The sequence below is a fragment of the Sphingomonas sp. BL2 genome (genome assembly GCF_056680015.1).
On the sequence record NZ_CM155261.1, the window covers coordinates 55,702 to 75,477 of the forward strand.

At 65.3% G+C, this 19,776-nt stretch carries 21 protein-coding genes and 1 tRNA gene; 16 read left to right on the top strand and 6 right to left on the bottom strand.

Features of this window, described 5'->3' with window-relative positions; translation table 11 throughout:
- Nucleotides 1-51: 51 nt before the first annotated feature.
- Nucleotides 52-936, top strand: coding sequence for a diacylglycerol/lipid kinase family protein (locus AC1ME3_RS00235; RefSeq protein WP_056062698.1), 885 nt, complete (start codon nt 52-54; stop codon nt 934-936).
- Nucleotides 937-1,164: 228 nt separating this feature from the next.
- On the opposite strand, the gene AC1ME3_RS00240 is transcribed toward AC1ME3_RS00235, so the two are convergent.
- Nucleotides 1,165-1,785, bottom strand: a complete 621-nt coding sequence (locus AC1ME3_RS00240) for a peptidylprolyl isomerase (RefSeq protein ID WP_480954359.1) — start codon at nt 1,783-1,785, stop codon at nt 1,165-1,167.
- Between the two features lie 96 nt (nt 1,786-1,881).
- On the opposite strand from AC1ME3_RS00240, the gene AC1ME3_RS00245 reads away from it, so the two are divergent.
- Genes AC1ME3_RS00245 through AC1ME3_RS00270 form a run of 6 tightly spaced genes read left to right on the top strand, consistent with a single transcriptional unit; the run spans nt 1,882 to nt 7,022 of the window.
- Nucleotides 1,882-2,805, top strand: a complete 924-nt coding sequence (locus AC1ME3_RS00245; protein ID WP_480954360.1) for an ATP-grasp domain-containing protein — start codon at nt 1,882-1,884, stop codon at nt 2,803-2,805.
- Nucleotides 2,805-3,821 carry an LLM class flavin-dependent oxidoreductase gene (locus AC1ME3_RS00250; RefSeq protein ID WP_480954361.1) on the top strand — a complete coding sequence of 339 codons (1,017 nt, stop codon included), beginning with the start codon at nt 2,805-2,807 and terminating at the stop codon, nt 3,819-3,821. Before AC1ME3_RS00245 ends, AC1ME3_RS00250 begins: the two co-directional genes overlap by 1 nt.
- Nucleotides 3,818-4,552 carry a methionine ABC transporter ATP-binding protein gene (locus AC1ME3_RS00255; RefSeq protein ID WP_480954362.1) on the top strand — a complete coding sequence of 245 codons (735 nt, stop codon included), beginning with the start codon at nt 3,818-3,820 and terminating at the stop codon, nt 4,550-4,552. Before AC1ME3_RS00250 ends, AC1ME3_RS00255 begins: the two co-directional genes overlap by 4 nt.
- Complete coding sequence (locus AC1ME3_RS00260) at nt 4,549-5,211, top strand: methionine ABC transporter permease (RefSeq protein WP_056062682.1); 663 nt, start codon at nt 4,549-4,551, stop codon at nt 5,209-5,211. Before AC1ME3_RS00255 ends, AC1ME3_RS00260 begins: the two co-directional genes overlap by 4 nt.
- Before the next feature lie 8 nt (nt 5,212-5,219).
- Nucleotides 5,220-6,014, top strand: coding sequence for a MetQ/NlpA family ABC transporter substrate-binding protein (locus AC1ME3_RS00265; RefSeq protein WP_480954363.1), 795 nt, complete (start codon nt 5,220-5,222; stop codon nt 6,012-6,014).
- A 39-nt stretch (nt 6,015-6,053) separates the two neighbouring features.
- A complete protein-coding gene (locus AC1ME3_RS00270) occupies nt 6,054-7,022 on the top strand; it encodes a magnesium and cobalt transport protein CorA (RefSeq protein WP_480954364.1) in 969 nt (322 codons plus the stop codon).
- 123 nt (nt 7,023-7,145) lie between these two features.
- On the opposite strand, the gene AC1ME3_RS00275 is transcribed toward AC1ME3_RS00270, so the two are convergent.
- The gene (locus AC1ME3_RS00275) at nt 7,146-8,135 is read right to left on the bottom strand and encodes an NADP-dependent oxidoreductase (RefSeq protein ID WP_480954365.1); all 990 of its coding nucleotides are present in this window, start codon (nt 8,133-8,135) and stop codon (nt 7,146-7,148) included.
- Nucleotides 8,136-8,275: 140 nt separating this feature from the next.
- Entirely contained in the window at nt 8,276-9,625 is a 1,350-nt protein-coding gene (locus tag AC1ME3_RS00280; RefSeq protein ID WP_480954366.1) for a DUF2171 domain-containing protein, read from the bottom strand.
- 237 nt (nt 9,626-9,862) lie between these two features.
- Between AC1ME3_RS00280 and AC1ME3_RS00285 the strand changes: the two genes are divergently transcribed.
- Nucleotides 9,863-9,938: transfer RNA gene (locus AC1ME3_RS00285), tRNA-Ala, on the top strand.
- Between the two features lie 66 nt (nt 9,939-10,004).
- Here AC1ME3_RS00285 and AC1ME3_RS00290 read toward each other — a convergent pair.
- The gene (locus AC1ME3_RS00290) at nt 10,005-10,901 is read right to left on the bottom strand and encodes a serine hydrolase (protein WP_480954367.1); all 897 of its coding nucleotides are present in this window, start codon (nt 10,899-10,901) and stop codon (nt 10,005-10,007) included.
- A 179-nt stretch (nt 10,902-11,080) separates the two neighbouring features.
- Between AC1ME3_RS00290 and AC1ME3_RS00295 the strand changes: the two genes are divergently transcribed.
- Entirely contained in the window at nt 11,081-11,494 is a 414-nt protein-coding gene (locus AC1ME3_RS00295; RefSeq protein ID WP_480954368.1) for an HIRAN domain-containing protein, read from the top strand.
- Between the two features lie 6 nt (nt 11,495-11,500).
- Here the strand turns inward: AC1ME3_RS00295 and AC1ME3_RS00300 are convergent, their stop codons facing one another.
- Nucleotides 11,501-12,271: a competence/damage-inducible protein A gene (locus tag AC1ME3_RS00300; protein WP_480954369.1), complete on the bottom strand. Its 771-nt coding sequence runs from the start codon at nt 12,269-12,271 to the stop codon at nt 11,501-11,503.
- A 51-nt stretch (nt 12,272-12,322) separates the two neighbouring features.
- Between AC1ME3_RS00300 and map the strand changes: the two genes are divergently transcribed.
- From map to bfr, 7 genes are all read left to right on the top strand, one after another.
- The gene (map, locus tag AC1ME3_RS00305) at nt 12,323-13,150 is read left to right on the top strand and encodes a type I methionyl aminopeptidase (protein ID WP_480954370.1); all 828 of its coding nucleotides are present in this window, start codon (nt 12,323-12,325) and stop codon (nt 13,148-13,150) included.
- Nucleotides 13,151-13,401: 251 nt separating this feature from the next.
- Complete coding sequence (locus AC1ME3_RS00310) at nt 13,402-13,677, top strand: BrnA antitoxin family protein (RefSeq protein ID WP_480954371.1); 276 nt, start codon at nt 13,402-13,404, stop codon at nt 13,675-13,677.
- A gap of 81 nt (nt 13,678-13,758) precedes the next feature.
- Nucleotides 13,759-15,987, top strand: a complete 2,229-nt coding sequence (gene purL / locus AC1ME3_RS00315; RefSeq protein ID WP_480954372.1) for a phosphoribosylformylglycinamidine synthase subunit PurL — start codon at nt 13,759-13,761, stop codon at nt 15,985-15,987.
- Nucleotides 15,988-16,792: 805 nt separating this feature from the next.
- Nucleotides 16,793-16,954, top strand: a complete 162-nt coding sequence (locus AC1ME3_RS00320) for a hypothetical protein (RefSeq protein WP_480954373.1) — start codon at nt 16,793-16,795, stop codon at nt 16,952-16,954.
- Between the two features lie 154 nt (nt 16,955-17,108).
- On the top strand, nt 17,109-18,359 hold the full coding sequence (locus AC1ME3_RS00325; RefSeq protein ID WP_480954374.1) for a DUF418 domain-containing protein: 1,251 nt from the start codon (nt 17,109-17,111) through the stop codon (nt 18,357-18,359).
- An 81-nt stretch (nt 18,360-18,440) separates the two neighbouring features.
- Nucleotides 18,441-18,611 (top strand): (2Fe-2S)-binding protein, encoded by a 171-nt coding sequence (locus AC1ME3_RS00330; RefSeq protein WP_082441433.1) that lies wholly within the window; start codon nt 18,441-18,443, stop codon nt 18,609-18,611.
- Between the two features lie 103 nt (nt 18,612-18,714).
- Nucleotides 18,715-19,230: a bacterioferritin gene (gene bfr / locus AC1ME3_RS00335; RefSeq protein WP_093399561.1), complete on the top strand. Its 516-nt coding sequence runs from the start codon at nt 18,715-18,717 to the stop codon at nt 19,228-19,230.
- A gap of 70 nt (nt 19,231-19,300) precedes the next feature.
- Here bfr and AC1ME3_RS00340 read toward each other — a convergent pair whose 3' ends face one another.
- Nucleotides 19,301-19,741, bottom strand: a complete 441-nt coding sequence (locus AC1ME3_RS00340; RefSeq protein ID WP_136189710.1) for an Hpt domain-containing protein — start codon at nt 19,739-19,741, stop codon at nt 19,301-19,303.
- Between the last annotated feature and the right edge of the window lie 35 nt (nt 19,742-19,776).

Below are 19,776 nucleotides of genomic sequence, written 5' to 3' on the forward strand. Positions count from 1 at the left end.
TACGCAAGAGCGTTACGGGTGCGAAACCGCATGCCGTGCGTTGGGGGCCTTATGTCGAACGATACGATCACGTCCGCGGCGCTCGTCGTCAACGCCAAGTCGCGCAAAGGGCAGAAGCTGTTCAAGCGCGCCTGTGCGGCGATGTCGGGGCTACCTTATGAGGTCGACGCGCACGCGGTCGAGGACCCGAAGGATCTGGAGGCGACGGTGCTGCGGGCGCTCGCGAAGAAGCCCGACCTGCTGATCCTGGGCGGCGGCGACGGCACGGTGAGCGGACTGGTCGACCTGATGGTTGGTCACGACGTGATCCTCGGCGTGCTGCCGCTCGGCACCGCCAACAGCTTCGCGCGCACGCTCGGCATTCCGCTGAATATCGAGGGCGCGGTGGAGGTGATCCGCACCGGCAAGCCGCGCCGGATTGATCTCGGCATGATCGACGGCGATTATTTCGCGAACTGCGCGGCGATGGGCATCAGCCCGAAGATCGCCGAGACGGTCCCGCACGGGCTGAAGAAGGTCTTCGGCAAGGTCGGCTATCTGGCGTGGGCGACGTATCAATACATGCGCTTCCGCCCGTTCACGCTGATCGTCGGCGAAGGCCCGACCGCAGTGAAGATCCGCGTCGTCGAGGTGCGGATCTCGAACGGGCCGTATCATGGCGGCACCGAACTGGTCGACGCTGCGGCAGTCGATTCGGGCGAGATCGTGGTGCAGGCGGTGATGGGCCACGTGAAGCGGCGACTCGTGCAGAACTGGTATGCCAGCGTGTTCCGGCTCGAGTCACGCCACGAGAAAGTGCGCGATTTTCGGGGGAAGAGCCTGAAGATCAACACCATCCCGCCGCTGCCGATCTCGATCGACGGCGAAGTGCTGGCGAAGACTCCGGTGACGGCGAAGGTCGCCGCGGGGATCATCCGGGTGATGGCGCCGGCCTGAGAGCGAAGGTCAGCCCCCGCCACCTTGTTCTCCCGCGAAGGCGGGAGCCCAGTCTGGGTCCCCGCCTTCGCGGGGAAACAATTTAGTGGAGGGGTGACCCATCCTCGCACCACCCCGGCGAAGGCCGGGGCCCAATTGGAAAGGCCGGAGTAGCTGCTGGCGGTCCTACGTTAGCAACGTTCCCCAATTGGGCCCCGGCCTTCGCCGGGGTGGAATTGAGTGGTTGCGTTACTTCACCCTACGAACCGTCAAAATCTTAACCGGCGCAGCGATCATCTGCCCCTTCATCACGCCAACCCCAGCAGTCGGCGAAGTCGGCGCAGCAAGAATCCGCTTCACCACATCCATCCCCTCGACAACATGCCCGAACGCCGCGAACCCAGCCGTATCCCCACTCCCCGCCGGATTCGCATCCAGCGACAACACCGGCCCGACCGTGATGAAGAAATCCGCCGTAGCGCTCCCCGGCGCAAACCGTGCCATCGAGATCGTCGCGTCGACATGCGACAGCCCGGTCTGGCTGGTCGGCTCATGCTTCACCGGCGGCAGCAACCGCTTAACCTCGCCTTGCGGCCCGCCCTGGATCAACCCCGCGTCCGCCCCGAGCTTCATCGCGCGGTAAAACGTCACCCCGTCGAGCCGCTTCTGGTCGACATAGCGCAGGAAGTTCGCGGTCGTCAGCGGCGCGCGCTCCTTCTCCAGCGCCAGCGTGATCGGCCCCTCGCTCGTCGTCAGTACGATCGAGACGGTCGCCGGCGCAACGGGCGGCGACGCCGGCGGAGCCTCCTGCGCCGAGACGGAAGCGGCGCCGAGAACGGCAAGAGCGAGCGTGACGAATCTGGAGATCATCCGCCACGCTACCGCCTCCACCCCTCGCTGTCAGCACCCCCGCGACACGATATTGCGCGCGGCAAAGTTTTGCTTGGGTTTGCACGCCCGTGCGCAATGCGTATCCGGTGGGCGATGACCGATCTCGCCATTCTCTACGAGCACCCGCTCTGGTTCGAACCGCTGTTCGCCGCCCTCGATCGCCGTGGCGTCGACTTCTCGCGCGCCAAACCCGACGGCTTCTGGAACCCCGCCGACCAGAGCGCCCCCGCCCCCGTCGTCTTCAACCGCATCGCGATGTCGAGCTTCCTGCGCAACGATGAGCATCCGATCTTCGACACGATGGCGATGCTCGATCGCTGGCGCCGCACCGGCGCGCGCGTGATCAACGGCACCGACGTTCTCGCGATCGACGCCTCCAAGGCCCGGCAATTGTCGCTGATCGCCTCGCTCGGTCTCGCGATCCCTGAGACGCGTGTCGTCCACCGCGCCGCCGACGTCGCCCCCGCCGCACAGACGCTCCGCTTCCCGCTGGTCGTGAAGGCGAACATTGGCGGATCAGGCGCAGGCATCATCCGCTTCGACAGCCTCGAAGAACTGCGCACCGCCGTGGCAGATGCCGGCCTGCCAAGCAGCGTAGACGGCGTGCTGCTGGTCCAGGAATACGTCCCCGTCCGCGACGGCGCGATCACCCGGATCGAGACGCTAGACCGCAAGTGCCTCTACGCGATCGAGGTCGCGGGCGGCGGCGCGTTCGATCTCTGCCCCGCGGATGCGTGCGTCGTCCCCGGCTCCGGCGTCAGGATGGCCGCGGTCGAGCCCTGGCAAACCTTGAAGGATGCCGCCGAAGCGATCGCCCGCGCGGTCGATCTCGACGTCGGCGGCGTGGAAGTCATGATCGACGACCGCGACGGCGTCGCGCGCTTCTACGACATCAACGCACTGTCGAACTTCGTCGCCAAGCCATTGGATGTGCTCGGCTGGGATCCGCACGACCGCCTCGTCGATTACCTGATCGAACAGATCGAAAAGGCCCGCTGATGCGCTATGGTTACTGGACTCCCGTCTTCGGCGGCTGGCTTCGCAACGTCCCCGACGAGGGGATGGAGGCGAGCTGGGCCTACACCAAGGCGCTGACGCAGAATGCCGAGCGCTGGGGCTATGACCTGACGCTGATCGCCGAGCTGAATCTCAACGATATCAAGGGCATCGAACAGCCAGCGCTCGACGCATGGTCGACCGCGGCGGCGCTGGCGGCGGTGACCGACAGCATCGAGCTGATGGTCGCGGTCCGCCCGAACTTCCACCACCCCGCGCTGTTCGCCAAGGCGGCGGCGAACATCGACCGCATTTCGGGTGGCCGCCTCGCGCTCAACGTCGTGTCATCCTGGTGGGCGGACGAGGCCAAGCAATACGGCCTCCAGTTCGATCAGCACGACGATCGCTACGCGCGCACCGCCGAGTGGCTGACCGTGGTCGACGGGCTGTGGACGCAGGAGCGCTTCGACTTCGCGGGCCAGTTCTACACCACGCAGCAAGCGATCTGCTCGCCCAAGCCCGCCAAGCGCCCAACCGTCTATGCCGGCGGCGAGAGCGAGAAGGCCAAGGCGATGATCGCGGCGCAGTGCGACGCCTACGTCATGCACGGTGACCCAGCCGACGCGATCGCGCCGAAGATCGCCGACATGGCGGCGCGACGCGAGGCGGCTGGCGGCGCGCCGATGCAATACGGCATGGCCGCCTACGCGATCGTCCGCGACAGCGAGGCGGAGGCCAAGCGCGAGCTCGACCGCATCACCAGCGTCACCGAACTCCCCGCAGGCTACGCGAACTTCGACCAGTGGCTGTCGGGCACGCAGCTCGAACGCGAACTCAAGATCCAGGAATACTCCGTCTCCAACCGCGGCCTGCGCCCCAACCTGGTCGGCACGCCCGAACAACTGAAGGAGCGTGTCGCCGAATACGAGGCGGCCGGTCTCGACCTGCTGCTGCTCCAGATGAGCCCGCAGGCCGAGGAAATGGAGCGGTTCGCCGCGCAGGTCATGGGCACCGCATGATCCGCCTAACTGACGTCGTTAAAACCTACCCGGCAAGCGACGCGGCTGCCCTCGACGGCGTATCGCTGGAAATCCCGGCGCGCGGCGTATTTGGCGTCATCGGCCAGTCCGGCGCAGGCAAGTCGACGCTGATCCGCCTGATCAACGAGCTCGAACGCCCGACTTCGGGCCGGGTCGAAGTCGATGGTGTCGACGTAGCCGCGTTGTCGGCGGCGGACCTGCGCGCGCTACGCCGCCGGATCGGCATGATCTTCCAGAACTTCGGCCTACTATCGTCGCGCACGGTCGCGGCAAACGTCGCGTTCCCGCTGGCGCTCGCCGGCGTATCCAAAGCCGAGCGCGAGACGAAAGTCGCCGCGCTGCTCGACCGCGTAGGCCTCGCCGATCACGCCACCAAATACCCCGCTCAACTCTCCGGCGGCCAGAAGCAGCGCGTCGGCATAGCCCGCGCGCTCGCCACCGACCCCGACATCCTGCTCTGTGACGAAGCGACCAGCGCACTCGATCCCGAAACCACCCGCTCGGTCCTCACCCTCCTCCGCGAGCTCAACCGAGACCTCGGCCTGACGATCGTCCTGATCACGCACGAAATGGACGTCGTCCGCTACGTCTGCGACCGCGTCGCCGTCCTCGAGCGCGGCCGCATCGTCGAGACCGGCGACGTCACCGACATCTTCGCCAACGCCACTCACCCCGCGACGCAGCGCATGCTGGCGGCGCTGGCGGCATGAGCTTCTTCGCCAACATCGACTGGTCGGACATCGGCCAGGCCTGCCTCGACACGCTGATCATGCTCGGCGGATCGCTGATCCTGACGATCGCGTTCGGCCTCCCGCTCGGCGTCCTGCTCTACCTCACCGACCGGGGCCGGCTGTCGCAGAACCGCGTCGCCAACGCCGTGCTCGGGATCATCGTCAACATCCTCCGCTCGGTCCCGTTCATCATCCTGCTGATCGTGATGATCCCGCTAACCGTCATGCTCGTCGGCACCTCGTTAGGCGTCGCCGGCGCGATCCCGCCGCTCGTCGTCGGCGCAGCGCCCTTCTATGCGCGGCTCGTCGAGGGATCGCTGAAGGAAGTCGACCGCACCACGATCGAGGCGGTGCAGGCGATGGGCGCCACCACGCGCCAGATCGTCACCGGCGCGCTGATCCCCGAGGCGCTCCCCGGGCTGATCGCCGGCGCCACCGTCACCGCGGTCGCGCTCGTCTCGTTCACCGCGATGGCGGGCGTCGTCGGCGCGGGTGGGCTCGGCGATCTCGCGATCCGCTTCGGCTATCAGCGCTTCCAGACCGACGTCATGGTCGTCACCGTCGTGCTGCTGGTCGTACTCGTCCAGATCATCCAATATGCCGGCGACGCGCTCGCCCGCCACTTCACCCGCCGCTAGGAACTGCCATGAACCGCCGCATTTTGCTCGCCTCGTTCTCGCTGCTCGCGCTCGCCGCCTGCGGAGGCGCCAAGACCAACGACGGCAAGACGCTGACCGTCGCCGCGACCGCAGTGCCGCATGCCGAGATTCTCGAGTCGATCAAGCCGACGCTCGCCAAGGAAGGCGTCGACCTCCAGATCCGCGTCTTCAACGACTACGTCCAGCCCAACCTCCAGGTCGAGCAGAAGCAGATCGACGTCAGCTATTTCGAGACCAAGCCGTATCTCGACGAGTTCAACGCCTCGCGCGGCACACATCTGGTGACCTATGCCGGCGTCCATGTCGAACCGCTCGGCGCCTATTCGCGCAAGTGGAAGTCGATCGCGCAGATCCCCAACGGCGCGACCGTCGCGATCCCCAACGAGCCGAGCAACGGTGGCCGCGCGCTGCTGCTGCTCCAGAAGGCCGGGCTGATCACGCTCAAGAACCCGACCAATCCGCTGTCGAGCCTCAACGATATCGCCACCAACCCGAAGAACCTGCAATTCAAGGAACTGGAGGGCGCCACCCTGCCGCGCACGCTCGGCGAGGTCGATCTCGCGCTGATCAACACCAACTACGCGCTCGACGCGAAGCTCAACCCGGTCCGCGACGCGCTCGCGATCGAGGACAAGAACAGCCCCTACGTCAATTTCGTCGTCGGCCTGCCCGGTGGCGAGAAGGACCCACGCGTTGTGAAACTGATCGCCGCGCTGCGCAGCCCGGCGACCAAGACCTTCATCGAGCAGCATTATCGGGGTGCGGTCCTCCCGGCGTTCTGATACCGGCGCGAGCCTAGTCCGCGTAATCCTCGAGGCTCCATGACGGTCGTCGCCGCGTATCTCTATCGCCATGGCGAGCGCGTCCGCGCGGTCTCGATCGACGAGAAGGTCGATTGCCCCGCGGATCGTTCGGAGTTCGTCTGGATCGGCATCTGCGACCCGACCGACGCCGAGATGCGGACGCTGAAGGACCAGTATAACCTCCACCCGCTGGCGGTGGAGGACGCGATCAAGGCGGACCAACTACCCAAGGTCGACGTCTATGGCGACCAGCTGTTCGTCGTCGCCCGCACCGCGCAACTCGAAGACGACAAGATCGCGTACGGCGAAACCGCGATTTTCGTCGGCCACAGCCACATCATCAGCGTCCGCCACGGCTCGGCACGGTCGCACAAGGCACTGCGCGAACAGCTCGAAGCTGCGCCGACGCTGTTGATCAACGGCGTCGATTACGTCCTCCACGCGATCCTCGATTACGTCGTCGACGGCTATCTTCCGATCGTCGAGAGCATCGAGGACGAGGTGCTGGCGATGGAACAACGCACGATCGACGCATTCCTAGGCCGCGACGAAATTGTCCGTATCTTTGGTCTGAGACGCGAAATGATCCGCTTCCAGCGTATTCTAGGGCCAATGGGCGAGGTCGCCAGCAAGATCGTCCGCCTCGACCTCCCCTGCATCGACACCGAGGCAAAACCCTATTTCAGCGACGTGCTCGACCACGTCCGCCGCGTCCAGACGATGGTCGAGGGCCTGCGCGAAGTGCTGACGTCGGTGTTCGAATTCAGCAACCTGCTCGAACAACAACGCACCGGCGCAATCACCCGCCAACTCGCCGCCTGGGCCGCGATCCTCGCCGTCCCCACCGCGATCGCGGGGATCTACGGCATGAACTTCGAGAACATGCCCGAGCTGAAGACGGAGTACGGGTATTACGTCGTGCTGGGCGTGATCGCGGTGGTCTGCTCCGGGCTGTACGTGAAGTTCAAGCAGGCGAAGTGGCTGTAGCGGGGACCTAGCTTAGCTTGTTTCCCCGCGAAGGCGGGGACCCAGACTGGGCTCCCGCCTTCGCGGGAGAACAAGAGAGCGGCCGGGACACATGCCAAAGCTCATCCTCCGGCCGGCTCCCGCTCAAACCTTGACGAGCATCTTCCCCGTATTCCCACCCGAGAACAGCCCAAGAAACGCATCCGGCATCGTCTCGAGCCCCTCGTGCACCGTTTCCTGCCGCTTCAGCGTCCCCGCCGCCAGCATCCCGCCCATGTCCTTGTAGAACTCCTCGGCGCGATTCATGTAATCGCTGACGATGAACCCGCGGATCTGAACCCGGTTGCCGATCAACCGCGCGAGGTATTTCAACTGCGTCGCCGCGCCGCTGTTGTACACGTCGATCATCCCGCACACCGCAAACCGAGCATGCATGTTCGCATGCGCCAGCGCCGCGTCGAGATGCTCGCCGCCGACATTGTCGAAATATACGTCGATGCCCTTAGACGCCGCTTGGCCCAGCGCCTTCACCACCGGCACGTCGCTCTTGTAGTCGATGACCGCATCCGCCCCGAGCGACTTCACCCAGGCGCATTTCTCCGCGCCGCCGGCCGAGCCGATCACCGTCATGCCCTTGGCCTTGGCGACCTGCACGACGGTAGAACCGACCGCGCCCGCTGCGGCCGACACGAACACCGTGTCGCCAGCCTTCGCCTCGGCAACCTGGAGCAGGCCGAAATACCCCGTCATCCCCGGCATGCCGAGCTGACCCAGGAATGCCTGCGGAGGCACGTCGAGCGCAGGCAGCTTCTGCACCTGTGCGGCCGGCACCACCGCCTCGTCGCGCCAGCCTGCCATGTGCAGGACCATGTCGCCGACCTTGATGCCGTCGTCGTTGCTCTCGACCACTTCGCCGACCGCACCGCCCTGCATCGCTTCGCCCAGCGAGAACGGTGGGACATAGCTCTTCACGTCGTTCATCCGCCCGCGCATGTACGGGTCGACCGACAGCCAGCGATTGGCGATCCGCACCTCGCCGGCGCCGAGCGTCGCCTGGTCGAGATCGATCATGGCGAAGTCGGTATGCTTCGGCATGCCTTGCGGACGTGCCTTCAGGCTCCATGCACGGGCCATAACTTGCTCCTGTCTTGATTATTCGTGTTGCGGGTATGGCGAAACGCACACCCAACGCAACCTGCAAAAAGGCCCGGACGTTTCCGCCCGGGCCCCTCTCCGGCCGGCGTCATGCGACGCCAGCCAACGCTTTCCACCAGTTAGTACGTGGTCGAACCCGACTTGCCGAGCGTGTCCGACGTCGTGCCGGTGGTGCCGCCGGTCGTGGTGCTGCCGGTGGTCGTGCCGGTACCCGATGCCGTGCCGGTCGCCGTGCTGCCCGTCTGCGTGCTGCCCGTCTGCGAGCTCGAAGAATAACCGCTTGTGCTGGCATCCTTCTTGTCGCCGCCCGTGCGATCGCCGTACTCGAACATCGCCGAGTTGCGCTCTTCTTCCTTCCACGCCGACTTGGCTTCATCGGCCGACTTCGACAACGTGACCTTGCCATCGACGGTCTTGATCCAGCGCGACGGGATCGAGTGGTGCACGCCGCCCGCATCGCGGTCGTTCTTGGTCAGCAGAATCCGGTCGCCCTTCACCTTGTCGACCGTGCCGACATGGCTGCCATCCGAACCGACGACTTCCATATGCTCGGTGACCTGCGACAGCGAACTGCGCTGGCCCTGGCGCTCATTGCGCCACGACGAGAACTCGTTCTCGAACTTCGAGCGGTTCTCGTTGCGATACTCGTCATAGTCACGGTCGAGCGCTGCGATCTGCGTGCTGCGCCAGCTATGGTAATGGTCGTCGTGCGTGTTCGACGCGCGATTGCCGAACGCACGGTTGTCCGAGTTGCCATAGGACCGCTCGTCATAGCGTGCATCGGCTTCGCGGCGGCGCTCGGCCTCGTCGTCACCGAACCACGAGCGAACTTCGTCGCCTGCACGCGCGATGAACCCGCGATCGTCATAGTCATAGCCCTGTGGCTGACGACCATAGTCACGCCCCTCGTTTCGGCTGCCGCCGCGCGAAGAGTTGCGGTTGTCGTCATCGGCATCGCGGTTGCGACCTACGTCCTCGAAGCGGCGACCGTCCGATGCATAGCTGCCGTGATATTCGGTATCGCCCGAACCCTGGCTGCGCTGGCCGTAGGACTGCTGGCCATAGCCCTGTCCAGACCGCTGCTGACCGTAACCCTGCTGGCCGTTACCCTGCTGGCCATAACCCTGCTGCCCGTAACCCTGGCTCGATCCCTGGCCGTAGCGCGACTGCCCGTAGCGATCGCCGCCCGATGGCTGCGAGCGGTCATTGTGGCCGCCATAATAGTCACGACCGCCCTGCTCGCGACCATATTGATCGCCGCGTCCCTGGTCGTCACGCCCCTGATATCCCTGACCACGGCCGCTGCGGTTGTCGTCGCGATCATATTCGCCGGCGGCTTCGTATTCACGCGCGCTGGAACGGCCATAGCCGCCACCGTCTGCGCGGAAATCGCGACCATAATCGTTCGAGTTCGGCCGACCGTAATAGTCGCCCGACTGGCGATCTCGGGTGTTGCGTTCGTAGACCATAGGAACCTCCTAATTGCTGTCCTGCGGCTGCCGGCCCCGTCGATTGCGGGGTCGTACATTCCGAGGACTACAAGCGCCAAACTGGCGGAATGTTCCTGCGATTGCGGCAGCTTGACGGCGACACGACGCTGCGTTGCGACGACGCGCCGGAGGGAAGTTCGAGCCGTCTCACCAACCCGGTTGCAAGGCCCAAATCGAGCCGCTAAGCCACTGATCCTGGCCTATGGCCAACCGCGCGGGGCCGTAGCTCAGATGGGAGAGCGCTGCAATCGCACTGCAGAGGTCAGGGGTTCGATTCCCCTCGGCTCCACCACGCGCAACCGGTTGAGATCAGCATCGTTTGCGGACGTAGGCCGCAGCGAGCAAAGCTATGCTGGTATCACCGCATTCGCATGAAAAGAGAGAGCGCGCTGCGGGCGCTGTCCGCGAAATAGTCGTAGATTGCACGTGAGACCTCGGCGATGACCGGCTGGCGATCGCGGCCGCCCCGCGCGAACACCGCGACAGCCACGCGACGGCCGTCCGGCATGGTGATGAACCCGACGTCGTTGGTGATACCGTCGAGCGTGCCGGTCTTGTCCTCGACCCGGGTGCCGGCGGGAAGCAGCGCGCGGATCCGCCGCGTGCCCGTCTGGCAACGGCTCATCAGTTCGAGCAGGAAAACACGGCTCTGCGCCGTCAGAACGGTACCGTTGTCGAGCTTGTTCAACAATGTGACCATGGCAACGGGCGTGGCGACATCCTTGCTATCGGCAAGGTGTCCGCGTTCTCGCAGCAACTGAGCGATGGTCCGGTCCATCCGGATGCCGGATATCTTCTGCGACCACAGCCATTGCTGGATAGCGGCGGGGCCGCCGAGTGCGGCGAGCAACTGGTCGGTTGCCTGGTTGTCGCTGCGGACGATCATCAATTCCAGGACTCTGGCGGCGGGGCGGCCGACGATCATGTCGCCGAGAGTCCGTCGCCCCTGATCGACCTCGCCGAGATAGGCGGCGGCGATCGCGAGCTTGACCGTGCTCGCCATCGGGAAGGGGATATCGCCATTGATCGAAACGGTCGCGCCATCGCGAAGGTCGAGGGCGGCGATGCCATAGTTGCCCGAGCGTTCGGCCACTAGCACGTTGAGCACACGCTGAAGTTCGGCATGGTCGAGGGGACTCGAGGATGCCGGAGTCGCGACCAGCAAGCTTGCCGCGACGCTCGACAGCAACAGACAGGAAAACCGGGGTGCGCGCATCAGTCGTCCTTGCGTGGCGTCGATCGGTAATGGGATCATGCTAGACCGAAAAACCTGAACACATCGTGTCGCATGCCCGCGACGTATCGACAACGACGGATCGCGGACGATCAGCCGTCAATGCGGTCGGCCAGGACGGTCGAATTGCGCCTGCGGACCGGCGGCCGCTCCCCGCCCGGGCACTTTACGATCCGCGCGGCGCCGGCCTAGCATGCGGCATGGACGAATTGACCCTCAGCATAGTCGGCATCGACTTCCCCAATGCGGACAAGAGCAAGAGCAACCGGCGGATGGAGGTGATGCTGTGTACGCCTGGCGAACCGGTCGAGCTTCGACGCGAACCGAAGAACCCGCATGATGCCAATGCGGTCGCGGTGTTCAGCCTGCGCGGCGTGCAGATGGGCTATGTCTCCGCCGAGCGCGCGCCGTACATCGGCCGGCGCATGCAGCAGGAGGACTATGCGGTCGTTTTCCAGGCGATGGCAGGCAATATGGGGTATGTCCGGATTCGGTTTGGGGGAGACAGTCCGACCTTGCCGGAGCCGATCGAGCACGTCCCGCCCTCGCGGCAGGCATCCTTCGATCCAGACGCCTTCTACCCCGATCCCGAAGGCCCCGAATGGGGCGCCTGATCCGCGTCAGATCGCCTGCGCGCTGACGGTCCGCCCGGTGGCTTCCAGATCACGCGTCAGGTCCGCGAGGCAGCGGTCCACCAGCGCCTCGTCCGAACTTCGCACCACGAAGTTCGCGCCCGTCTTGCCGTCGCGAAAGAACGGGTAGCTCCCGATCGCGACGCCCTCATGCGTCTTCTCCGCGTCGCGCAGGATGTCCGCGACCTCGCTCTCTGCCACCCAGCACCCGATCGTCTTCGACACCACCGGGCGTCCGCCCTCGAGCGTACCCGTCAGTGCGTCGAGCATCCCTGCAGTAATGTGCGGCACGCCCGCCATGATGAAGATGTTGCCGATCTTGATCCCCGGCGCGCCTGACACCTTGTTGTCGATCAGGTCCGCCCCGACCGGCACCCGCGCCATCCGTGCGCGCGCTTCGGTCAGCCCGCCGCGCGTCGCGTAATACGCCTCGAGCACCGCCATCGCGCGCGGATGATGCTCGACCGCGACGCCTAGCGCCTCGGCGATCGCGTCCACCGTGATGTCGTCGTGAGTCGGCCCGATCCCGCCGGTCGTGAATAGGTAATCGTTGCGCGCGCGCAGGACGTTGACCGCCTCGACGATCGCCTCGGTCTTGTCGGCGACCACGCGCACTTCGGCGAGGCGGATGCCCTGCACGTTGAGCCAGGCCGCGATCTGCGCGACGTTCTTGTCCTGCGTGCGGCCCGACAGGATCTCGTCGCCGATGATCGTCAGCGCGGCCGTCCAGATGCGTTCTTGTGCCGGGTCTTGGGTCATGCCCCTCGCATAGCCTCGCAAAACCGCGCCCGCCACGCTATATCGCGCGACATGACCGAATATGTAACCGTCACCTCGGACCAGCCCGACGCGCGCACCGGCGCCATCAAGCTGCACGGCCCGGCCGCCTTCGAAGGCATGATGAAGGCGGGCCGGCTCGCGGCCGAGACGCTCGACATGATCATCCCGCACATGGTGCCGGGTGTTACCACCGCCGAGATCGACCGGCTGATCTACGACTTCATCGTCGCGGGCGGCGGCGTCCCCGCGACGCTCGGCTATCGCGGCTACACGCACAGCGTCTGCATCTCGATCAACCACGTCGTCTGCCACGGCATCCCGAGCGAGAAGACGCTGAAATCGGGCGATATCGTCAATGTCGACGTCACGCCATTGCTCGACGGCTGGCACGGCGACACGAGCCGCATGTACCTGATCGGCGACGTACCCATCAAGGCGCGCCGCCTCGTCGAAGTCACCTACGAGTGCCTGATGATCGGCATCGAGCACGCCAAGCCCGGCAACCGCATGGGCGACGTCGCCAACGCGATCCAGCGCCATGCCGAGAAGCACCGCTACGGCGTAGTCCGCGATTTCTGCGGACACGGCGTCGGTCGCCTGTTCCACGACGCCCCCGAAGTCGTCCATGTCGGCAAGCCCGGCACCGGCCCCGAGCTCCGCCCCGGCATGATCTTCACGATCGAGCCGATGATCAACATCGGCCGCCCCGACGTGAAGCTGCTCGACGACGGCTGGACGGCGGTCACGCGCGACCGTTCGCTGTCAGCGCAGTTCGAGCATTCGATCGGCATTACCGAGACTGGATGTGACATCTTCACGCTCAGCCCCAAGGGCTACACGCAGCCGCCGTACGGTTGATACGGCGATCCGCGGGCGTGGCAAACCGCGGCTCTGCCCTATGGCCGATCATTCACCGCGGCACTCTCTCCCCACCGTCATCCTGACGAAAGTCAGGACTCAGAGCTACAAGACTCCGCACTCGGTTACCCTGGATCCTGACTTTCGTCAGGATGACGGGATCTGGAGGGGCCCGACCCGGCACATGGCAACGAACGACGCTTTCGTTTAGATCAACCTGCGCCGCGCCCATGCGAAGGAGTTGCGCCGTCATGGTTGGTGATACCCCGGAAATCCTATTCGACGATGACAATCCCGAATGGACCGAAGCCGATTTCGCGCGGGCACGGCCGATCGAAGACCTCCCGGAATTGGCAGCGGCCTTTCCGAACGGCAGTAAGTCGCACGGCCGGCCAAAGGGCTCCGTAACCTCAGGCAAGTCGCTCGTATCCCTGCGGCTAGACAACGACGTGCTCGAAAGGTTTCGCGCGAGCGGACCCGGTTGGCAGTCGCGGATCAACGAAACGTTGCGCGCCGCCAAGCCATAATCGGGGTAATTACGGTCCCAAACCACATTGTCGTGGTTCGCACAGGTGACGGACGCCCCCCACCCCGCTAAAGCCCGCCCCATGACCGAGATCACACCGCAGATCGTCGCCGACCACGGCCTGTCCCCCGAAGAATATGAGCGCGTCCTCCGCGCCATCGGCCGCGAGCCGAACATGGTCGAGCTCGGCATCTTCTCGGTGATGTGGTCCGAGCATTGCAGCTACAAATCCAGCAAGATCCACCTGATGAAGCTGCCCACCAAGGGCCCGCGCGTCATCTGCGGCCCGGGCGAGAACGCCGGCGTCGTCGATATCGGCGACAACCAGGCGGCGATCTTCAAGATGGAGAGCCACAACCACCCCTCCTACATCGAGCCGTACCAGGGTGCTGCGACCGGCGTCGGCGGCATCCTGCGCGACGTCTTCACGATGGGCGCGCGGCCGATCGCCAACCTCAACGCGCTGCGCTTCGGCCGCCCCGATCACCCCAAGATGCGCCACCTGATCTCGGGCGTGGTCCACGGCATCGGCGGCTACGGCAATTGCGTCGGCGTGCCGACCGTCGGCGGCGAAGTGAACTTCCACTCGGCGTATGACGGCAACATCCTGGTTAACGCGATGACCGTCGGGATCGCCGACCAGGACAAGATCTTCTATTCGGCCGCGAGTGGCATCGGCAATCCGATCGTCTATGTCGGCAGCAAGACCGGCCGCGACGGCATCCACGGCGCGACGATGGCCTCGGCCGATTTCGGCGAGGATTCGGACGCCAAGCGCCCGACCGTCCAGGTCGGCGATCCGTTCACCGAGAAGCTGCTGATCGAAGCCTGCCTCGAGTTGATGGCCACCGACGTCATCGTCGCGATCCAGGACATGGGCGCTGCGGGCCTCACCTCGTCCGCGGTCGAGATGGCGTCGAAGGGCGGCGTTGGCATCGAGCTGACGATGGACGACGTGCCACAGCGCGAGACCGGCATGACGCCGTACGAGATGATGCTCTCGGAATCGCAGGAGCGCATGCTGATGGTCCTCAAGCCCGGTCGCGAAGCCGAGGCCGAGGCGATCTTCAAGAAGTGGGAGCTCGATTTCGCGGTGATCGGCCGCGTCACCGACACCGGCCGCATGGTGCTGACGTTCAAGGGCGAGACCGTCTGCGACATCCCGCTCGGGCCGCTCGCCGACGAAGCGCCGCTCTACGATCGCCCGCACGTCCCGACGCCGAAGCCTGCGCCGCTCGCCAACGCGCCGCACAGCAGCGACATCGCCGCCGACCTGCTGACGCTGATGGGCTCGCCGGACGTCGCCTCGCGCCGCTGGATCTGGGAGCAGTACGACCACATGGTCGGCGCCGACACGGTGCAGCGCCCCGGTGGCGACGCCGCGGTCGTCCGCGTCCACGGCACGCAGAAAGCGCTGGCGATGACCACCGACTGCACGCCACGTTACTGTTTCGCCGACCCGGTCGAGGGCGGCAAGCAGGCGGTCGCCGAAGCCTGGCGCAACCTCACGGCCGTCGGCGCGCTGCCCCTCGCTGTCACCAACTGCCTAAACTTCGCCAACCCGCAGCGCCCCGAGATCATGGGCCAGATCGTCGGCTGCCTCGAAGGCATGAGCGACGCCTGCATCGCGCTCGACTTCCCGATCGTCTCGGGCAACGTCTCGCTTTACAATGAATCGAAGGCGACCGGCGGCGGTTCGGCGATCCTGCCGACCCCGGCGATCGGCGCGATCGGCTTGCTCGCCGACTGGCAGAAGAACGCGACAATCGCGTTCAAGGGCTCGGGCGACATCATCCTCGCGGTCGGCACGCGCGGCGGCCATCTCGGCCAGTCGCTCTGGCTGCGCGAATGCCACGGCCGCGAACAGCTCGACGCCGGCCCGCCCCCGCCGGTTGATCTCGCCGCCGAACGCCGCGTCGGCGACCTAATCCGCGAAGCGATCGCGCTGGGCCAACTGACCGCGGTCCACGACGTCTCCGACGGCGGCATCGCCGTGACGCTCGCCGAGATGGCGCTCGCCGGCGGCATCGGCGCGATGATCGACCGGAAGCAACCGTTCGACTGCGCCCGCTCGTTTTTCGCGGAGGACCAGGGCGTCTACATCGTCACGGTCGACGACCATTCGCTGCTCGACTTCCTCGGTGCGGCACACGCCGCCGACGTCGAGGCCGAACCCCTGGGTCGCACCGGCGGCAAGCGCCTGATCTTCGAACGCCCCGACCGCGACGACGTGATCGCGCTCGACACACTGCGGACCGCGCACGAGGGGTTCTTCCCGAAGCTGATGGGCGTAAATGCGGCGCTGGCTTGATGGATTCGAGCGCGGGCGAACTGGGACGCAGCCTGCTGCTGGCTACCGGCTACCGCTGCTTGCCACTGCCTGCCACTGCCTGCCCCCACGAGCGCCACCCCGGCGAAGGCCGGGGCCCAGTTGGGAAGGCCAAGGTAACGGAGCACCGCGCTCATCATCGCCTCTCCCCAACTGGGCCCCGGCCTCCGCCGGGGCGGTGGATTGCGAGCGGGAATAGCTATAAAACACAGAATGTTTCCCCGCGAAGGCGGGGACCCAGACTGGGCTCCCGCCTTCGCGGGAGAACAAGGTTGCAAGAGATGTCGTCGGACTAGGCGTCGCCGCCCACAACCCGGGATCCCAGCGAAAGCCGGAATCTCTCGCATCGGGCCAAAGCGCTCGCCAACAAAGAATGCCCCGGCTTCCGCTAGGGTAACGGGAGAGGCGGAGCAGCTCGGAGGACAACAGGCGATGTGCGGCAAGGCATCGCGCAGAAACGACAGGCGGCGGAGTTCACCGACCAGCTGACGGATCCACCAAAACGACACGGCACACTACCTAAGATACCCGTCAAACCGCCCTGTCCTACACCACCCCGATATGCCAGCGTCGAACCATGACCGAAGCATTACCATCCTACCGCGCTACCAAGACGCCGAGCCCGAACCCAAGCGTCGATCAAGCACCGCCCAAGTCCGTCCGACCCACCCAACACCGACCACTCTTACAGTGCAGCCAAACGCGACCACGTCATGGCTCACCCCCTGTAACGCCCCCACGAAATACTGCGCCAGCGCCTGCACTTTGTGCACTTCCGGCATTTCGCATGACCCCCGCCCCCTCCAAAATGCCCATTCCCGACATCCTTGACGGCACCGACGCGACGACCATCACCGACGTCGAAAGCCCCGCATTCCAACCAGCGCAACGCTCCCGCGAAATACTGCGCGAGCGTCTGCACTTTGTGCACTTCTGGCATTTCGCATGACCCCCGGCCCCTCCAAAATGGCCACGCCCGACGTCCTCCTCGAGGCCGACGCCACGACGATTACCGACGTCGAAAGCCCCGCATTCCAACCAGCGCAACGCTCTCGCAAAATGCTGCACCAGCGGCTGCACTTCGTGCACTTCCGGCGTTCCGCATGACCCCCGCCCCCACCAGAATCGCCACGCTCGACCTCATCCGAGGCGTCGCCGTCATGGGCATTCTCGCCTCAAACATCGCCGCATTCGGCTTCCCAGAATTCGCCTACATGACCCCCGCCTCGATGGGTCCACCGAGCACGCCCGACCTGCTCGCCTGGACCACGACCTTCATCGTCATCGACGGCAAGATGCGCGGGCTGTTCTCGTTCCTGTTCGGCGCGTCGATGCTGCTGGTCATCGACCGGGCGGAGGCGAATGGCGAAGACCCCGCGACCGTCCACCTGCGCCGCATGGCGTGGCTGTTCGTGTTCGGCACCGCGCATCTGTACCTGCTCTGGTGGGGCGACATCCTCGCGCACTACGCACTGGTCGGCGCGATCGCGTACATGTTCGCGCGGTTGCCGGTGCGCTGGCTGATCGGCGTCGGGCTCGCCTGCATCGCGTTCCAGACGGTCGAGCTGACGACCCTCGTCGCCTACACGTTCGACCTGCACGGCGCCGCGCACCGGCCGGGCGCAACGGCGCGCGTAATGACGAACTGGCAGCTGTTGGCGGATCAATTCGGCCAGCCCTCCCGCGCCTCCGTCACCCGCGAACTCGCGATCGGTCGTGGCGGATGGCGCGATTTGGTCGCGTGGCGCTGGACGCACGCCGCTGGGCCGATCACGTCGCTGACCGCCACTGGTCCGGAGACGCTAGGCTTCATGCTGTTCGGCATGGCGGGGCTGCGATCGGGGTTCCTGACGGGGGAATGGTCGCGGCGACGCTACACGGTGATTGCGGTCGTCGGGATCGGGATCGGCTGGATCGGCTATGCGGCCATCGCGGCGTTCGACATCGGCCACGGGTTCGACGCGCGCTATGTAGCGCTGTCGTGGCTCGCGCTCGCAACCCCGCTTCGGCCGATGACGATCATGGGGTACGCCGCGGCAATCATCCTGCTCGCACTGCGCGGCGGCTGGTTGACGACGCGAGTCGCGGCGGCAGGTCGAATGGCGTTCTCAAACTATCTCGGTACGACCGTCCTCTGCACCACCCTGTTCTACGGGTACGGGCTCGGGCTGTACGGCACATTGTCGCGAGCCCAGCTATACCTCGTCGTCGTGCCGATCTGGCTGCTGATGCTACTCTGGTCGAAGCCGTGGCTCGACCGCTTCCGCTATGGTCCGCTCGAATGGCTATGGCGCAGCCTCTCCCGCTTCGCGTGGCAGCCGATGCGCGGTTCGGCATTCACGGCCAGCCGATGACGCTATTTGCGAATAAGACGCAAAAGGCCTTGCGAGTGGTTCGCATTATCCGTATCCCCTGCTTACAGCTAGGGAGTTCCCATGGTCGTCTGCGTTTGCAATGCCATACGAGAATCCGACGTTCGCAACTGCGCACGCGGCGGTTGCACTACACCGTGCCAGGCCTTCCGCTCGATGGGTCGGAAACCGAAATGTGGCCAGTGCACGTCGATAGCGCGAGCGATTATCGACGAGGAACGCGCCGCTGCATAAGCGTCGCAACAGCTAGAAAAGCCCGGAAAACCGCCATTTTTGGGGGTTGTGCTAATCTGTGTCAGCCCGCTACATGCTCCTTAGAGGTGACGGAGATATGGCCATGCGCGGCGACCCCCAAGTAATCGAATTCCTGAACGAGGCGCTCAAGAACGAGCTGACCGCGGTCAATCAATATTGGCTCCATTACCGGATGCTCGAGCATTGGGGCGTCTACAAGCTCGCCCAGTACGAGCGGATGGAATCGATCGACGAGATGAAGCACGCCGACTGGTTGTCGGAGCGCATCCTGTTCCTCGATGGCCTGCCCAACTTCCAGTTGCTCGGCCGCCTCCGCATCGGCGAGACCGTCGAGGAGGTCCTGAAGTCGGATCTGGCGCTCGAAGTCGAGGCCACCGTCCAGCTCAAGGGCGCGATCGCGTATTGCGAAGAGGTCAAGGACTATATCAGCCGCGACCTGTTCGCCCGCATCCTCGCCAGCGAGGAAGAGCATGTCGACACGCTAGAGCGGCAGTTCGAGATGATCGCGCGGATGGGTATCCACAACTACATCCAGCTCAACTCGATCTCGGAGCATGATTCGCCCAAGGCGGGCGCGGCTCCGTATCTGAAGGGCTGATTCACCCCCCTGTCATCTCGCTGAAAGGTGAGATGGCAGGGCTGCATTGTCCGCCAGTCTGGCGATGAATTTATTCCCCGCCGAACCCGGTCGGCACGGCGCGACGACCAAACCCACCGCCCGCAACGGGCTTGCGCACTGCGACCGGATTGGCCTCGCGCTCCAGCAGCGTCAGCGTCTCGACGAACAGCGGCCGCAACCGAACGATATGCTCCAGCGCCTCGTCGGGTGTGTCTTGCATTTCCAGGCAATCGCGCGCAATCGCTTCGATCGCCTCCGCGAGATCGGCAAGCGGCTCCGCCCCGAACTGCCGCGCTTCACCCTTGAGCGTATGCGCAGGGATCACCATCGCCGCAGCATTGAGCGCGCGCATCGCCGCCTCGATCGCAGCAACCGACTTCACGCCGTCCTCACGAAAATATCCGAGGATGCGGCCAAATCCCGCGCCCAGTTCGTTGCGCGCCTGCACGAACGCGGGCCAATTGATCAGGGTGCTTCCCTCGAACGCCACTGTCGCCTTCTCCCGTTAAGCAAATAGCGCCATGA

Excerpts from the sequence above, each read along its gene's own strand:
- AC1ME3_RS00235 (WP_056062698.1), top strand. The coding sequence starts at position 52 with ATGTCGAACGATACGATCACGTCCGCGGCGCTCGTCGTCAACGCCAAG.
- AC1ME3_RS00240 (WP_480954359.1), bottom strand. The coding sequence starts at position 1,785 with ATGATCTCCAGATTCGTCACGCTCGCTCTTGCCGTTCTCGGCGCCGCT.
- AC1ME3_RS00245 (WP_480954360.1), top strand. The coding sequence starts at position 1,882 with ATGCGTATCCGGTGGGCGATGACCGATCTCGCCATTCTCTACGAGCAC.
- AC1ME3_RS00250 (WP_480954361.1), top strand. The coding sequence starts at position 2,805 with ATGCGCTATGGTTACTGGACTCCCGTCTTCGGCGGCTGGCTTCGCAAC.
- AC1ME3_RS00255 (WP_480954362.1), top strand. The coding sequence starts at position 3,818 with ATGATCCGCCTAACTGACGTCGTTAAAACCTACCCGGCAAGCGACGCG.
- AC1ME3_RS00260 (WP_056062682.1), top strand. The coding sequence starts at position 4,549 with ATGAGCTTCTTCGCCAACATCGACTGGTCGGACATCGGCCAGGCCTGC.
- AC1ME3_RS00265 (WP_480954363.1), top strand. The coding sequence starts at position 5,220 with ATGAACCGCCGCATTTTGCTCGCCTCGTTCTCGCTGCTCGCGCTCGCC.
- AC1ME3_RS00270 (WP_480954364.1), top strand. The coding sequence starts at position 6,054 with ATGACGGTCGTCGCCGCGTATCTCTATCGCCATGGCGAGCGCGTCCGC.
- AC1ME3_RS00275 (WP_480954365.1), bottom strand. The coding sequence starts at position 8,135 with ATGGCCCGTGCATGGAGCCTGAAGGCACGTCCGCAAGGCATGCCGAAG.
- AC1ME3_RS00280 (WP_480954366.1), bottom strand. The coding sequence starts at position 9,625 with ATGGTCTACGAACGCAACACCCGAGATCGCCAGTCGGGCGACTATTAC.
- AC1ME3_RS00290 (WP_480954367.1), bottom strand. The coding sequence starts at position 10,901 with ATGATCCCATTACCGATCGACGCCACGCAAGGACGACTGATGCGCGCA.
- AC1ME3_RS00295 (WP_480954368.1), top strand. The coding sequence starts at position 11,081 with ATGGACGAATTGACCCTCAGCATAGTCGGCATCGACTTCCCCAATGCG.
- AC1ME3_RS00300 (WP_480954369.1), bottom strand. The coding sequence starts at position 12,271 with ATGACCCAAGACCCGGCACAAGAACGCATCTGGACGGCCGCGCTGACG.
- map (WP_480954370.1), top strand. The coding sequence starts at position 12,323 with ATGACCGAATATGTAACCGTCACCTCGGACCAGCCCGACGCGCGCACC.
- AC1ME3_RS00310 (WP_480954371.1), top strand. The coding sequence starts at position 13,402 with ATGGTTGGTGATACCCCGGAAATCCTATTCGACGATGACAATCCCGAA.
- purL (WP_480954372.1), top strand. The coding sequence starts at position 13,759 with ATGACCGAGATCACACCGCAGATCGTCGCCGACCACGGCCTGTCCCCC.
- AC1ME3_RS00320 (WP_480954373.1), top strand. The coding sequence starts at position 16,793 with ATGACCCCCGCCCCCTCCAAAATGCCCATTCCCGACATCCTTGACGGC.
- AC1ME3_RS00325 (WP_480954374.1), top strand. The coding sequence starts at position 17,109 with ATGACCCCCGCCCCCACCAGAATCGCCACGCTCGACCTCATCCGAGGC.
- AC1ME3_RS00330 (WP_082441433.1), top strand. The coding sequence starts at position 18,441 with ATGGTCGTCTGCGTTTGCAATGCCATACGAGAATCCGACGTTCGCAAC.
- bfr (WP_093399561.1), top strand. The coding sequence starts at position 18,715 with ATGCGCGGCGACCCCCAAGTAATCGAATTCCTGAACGAGGCGCTCAAG.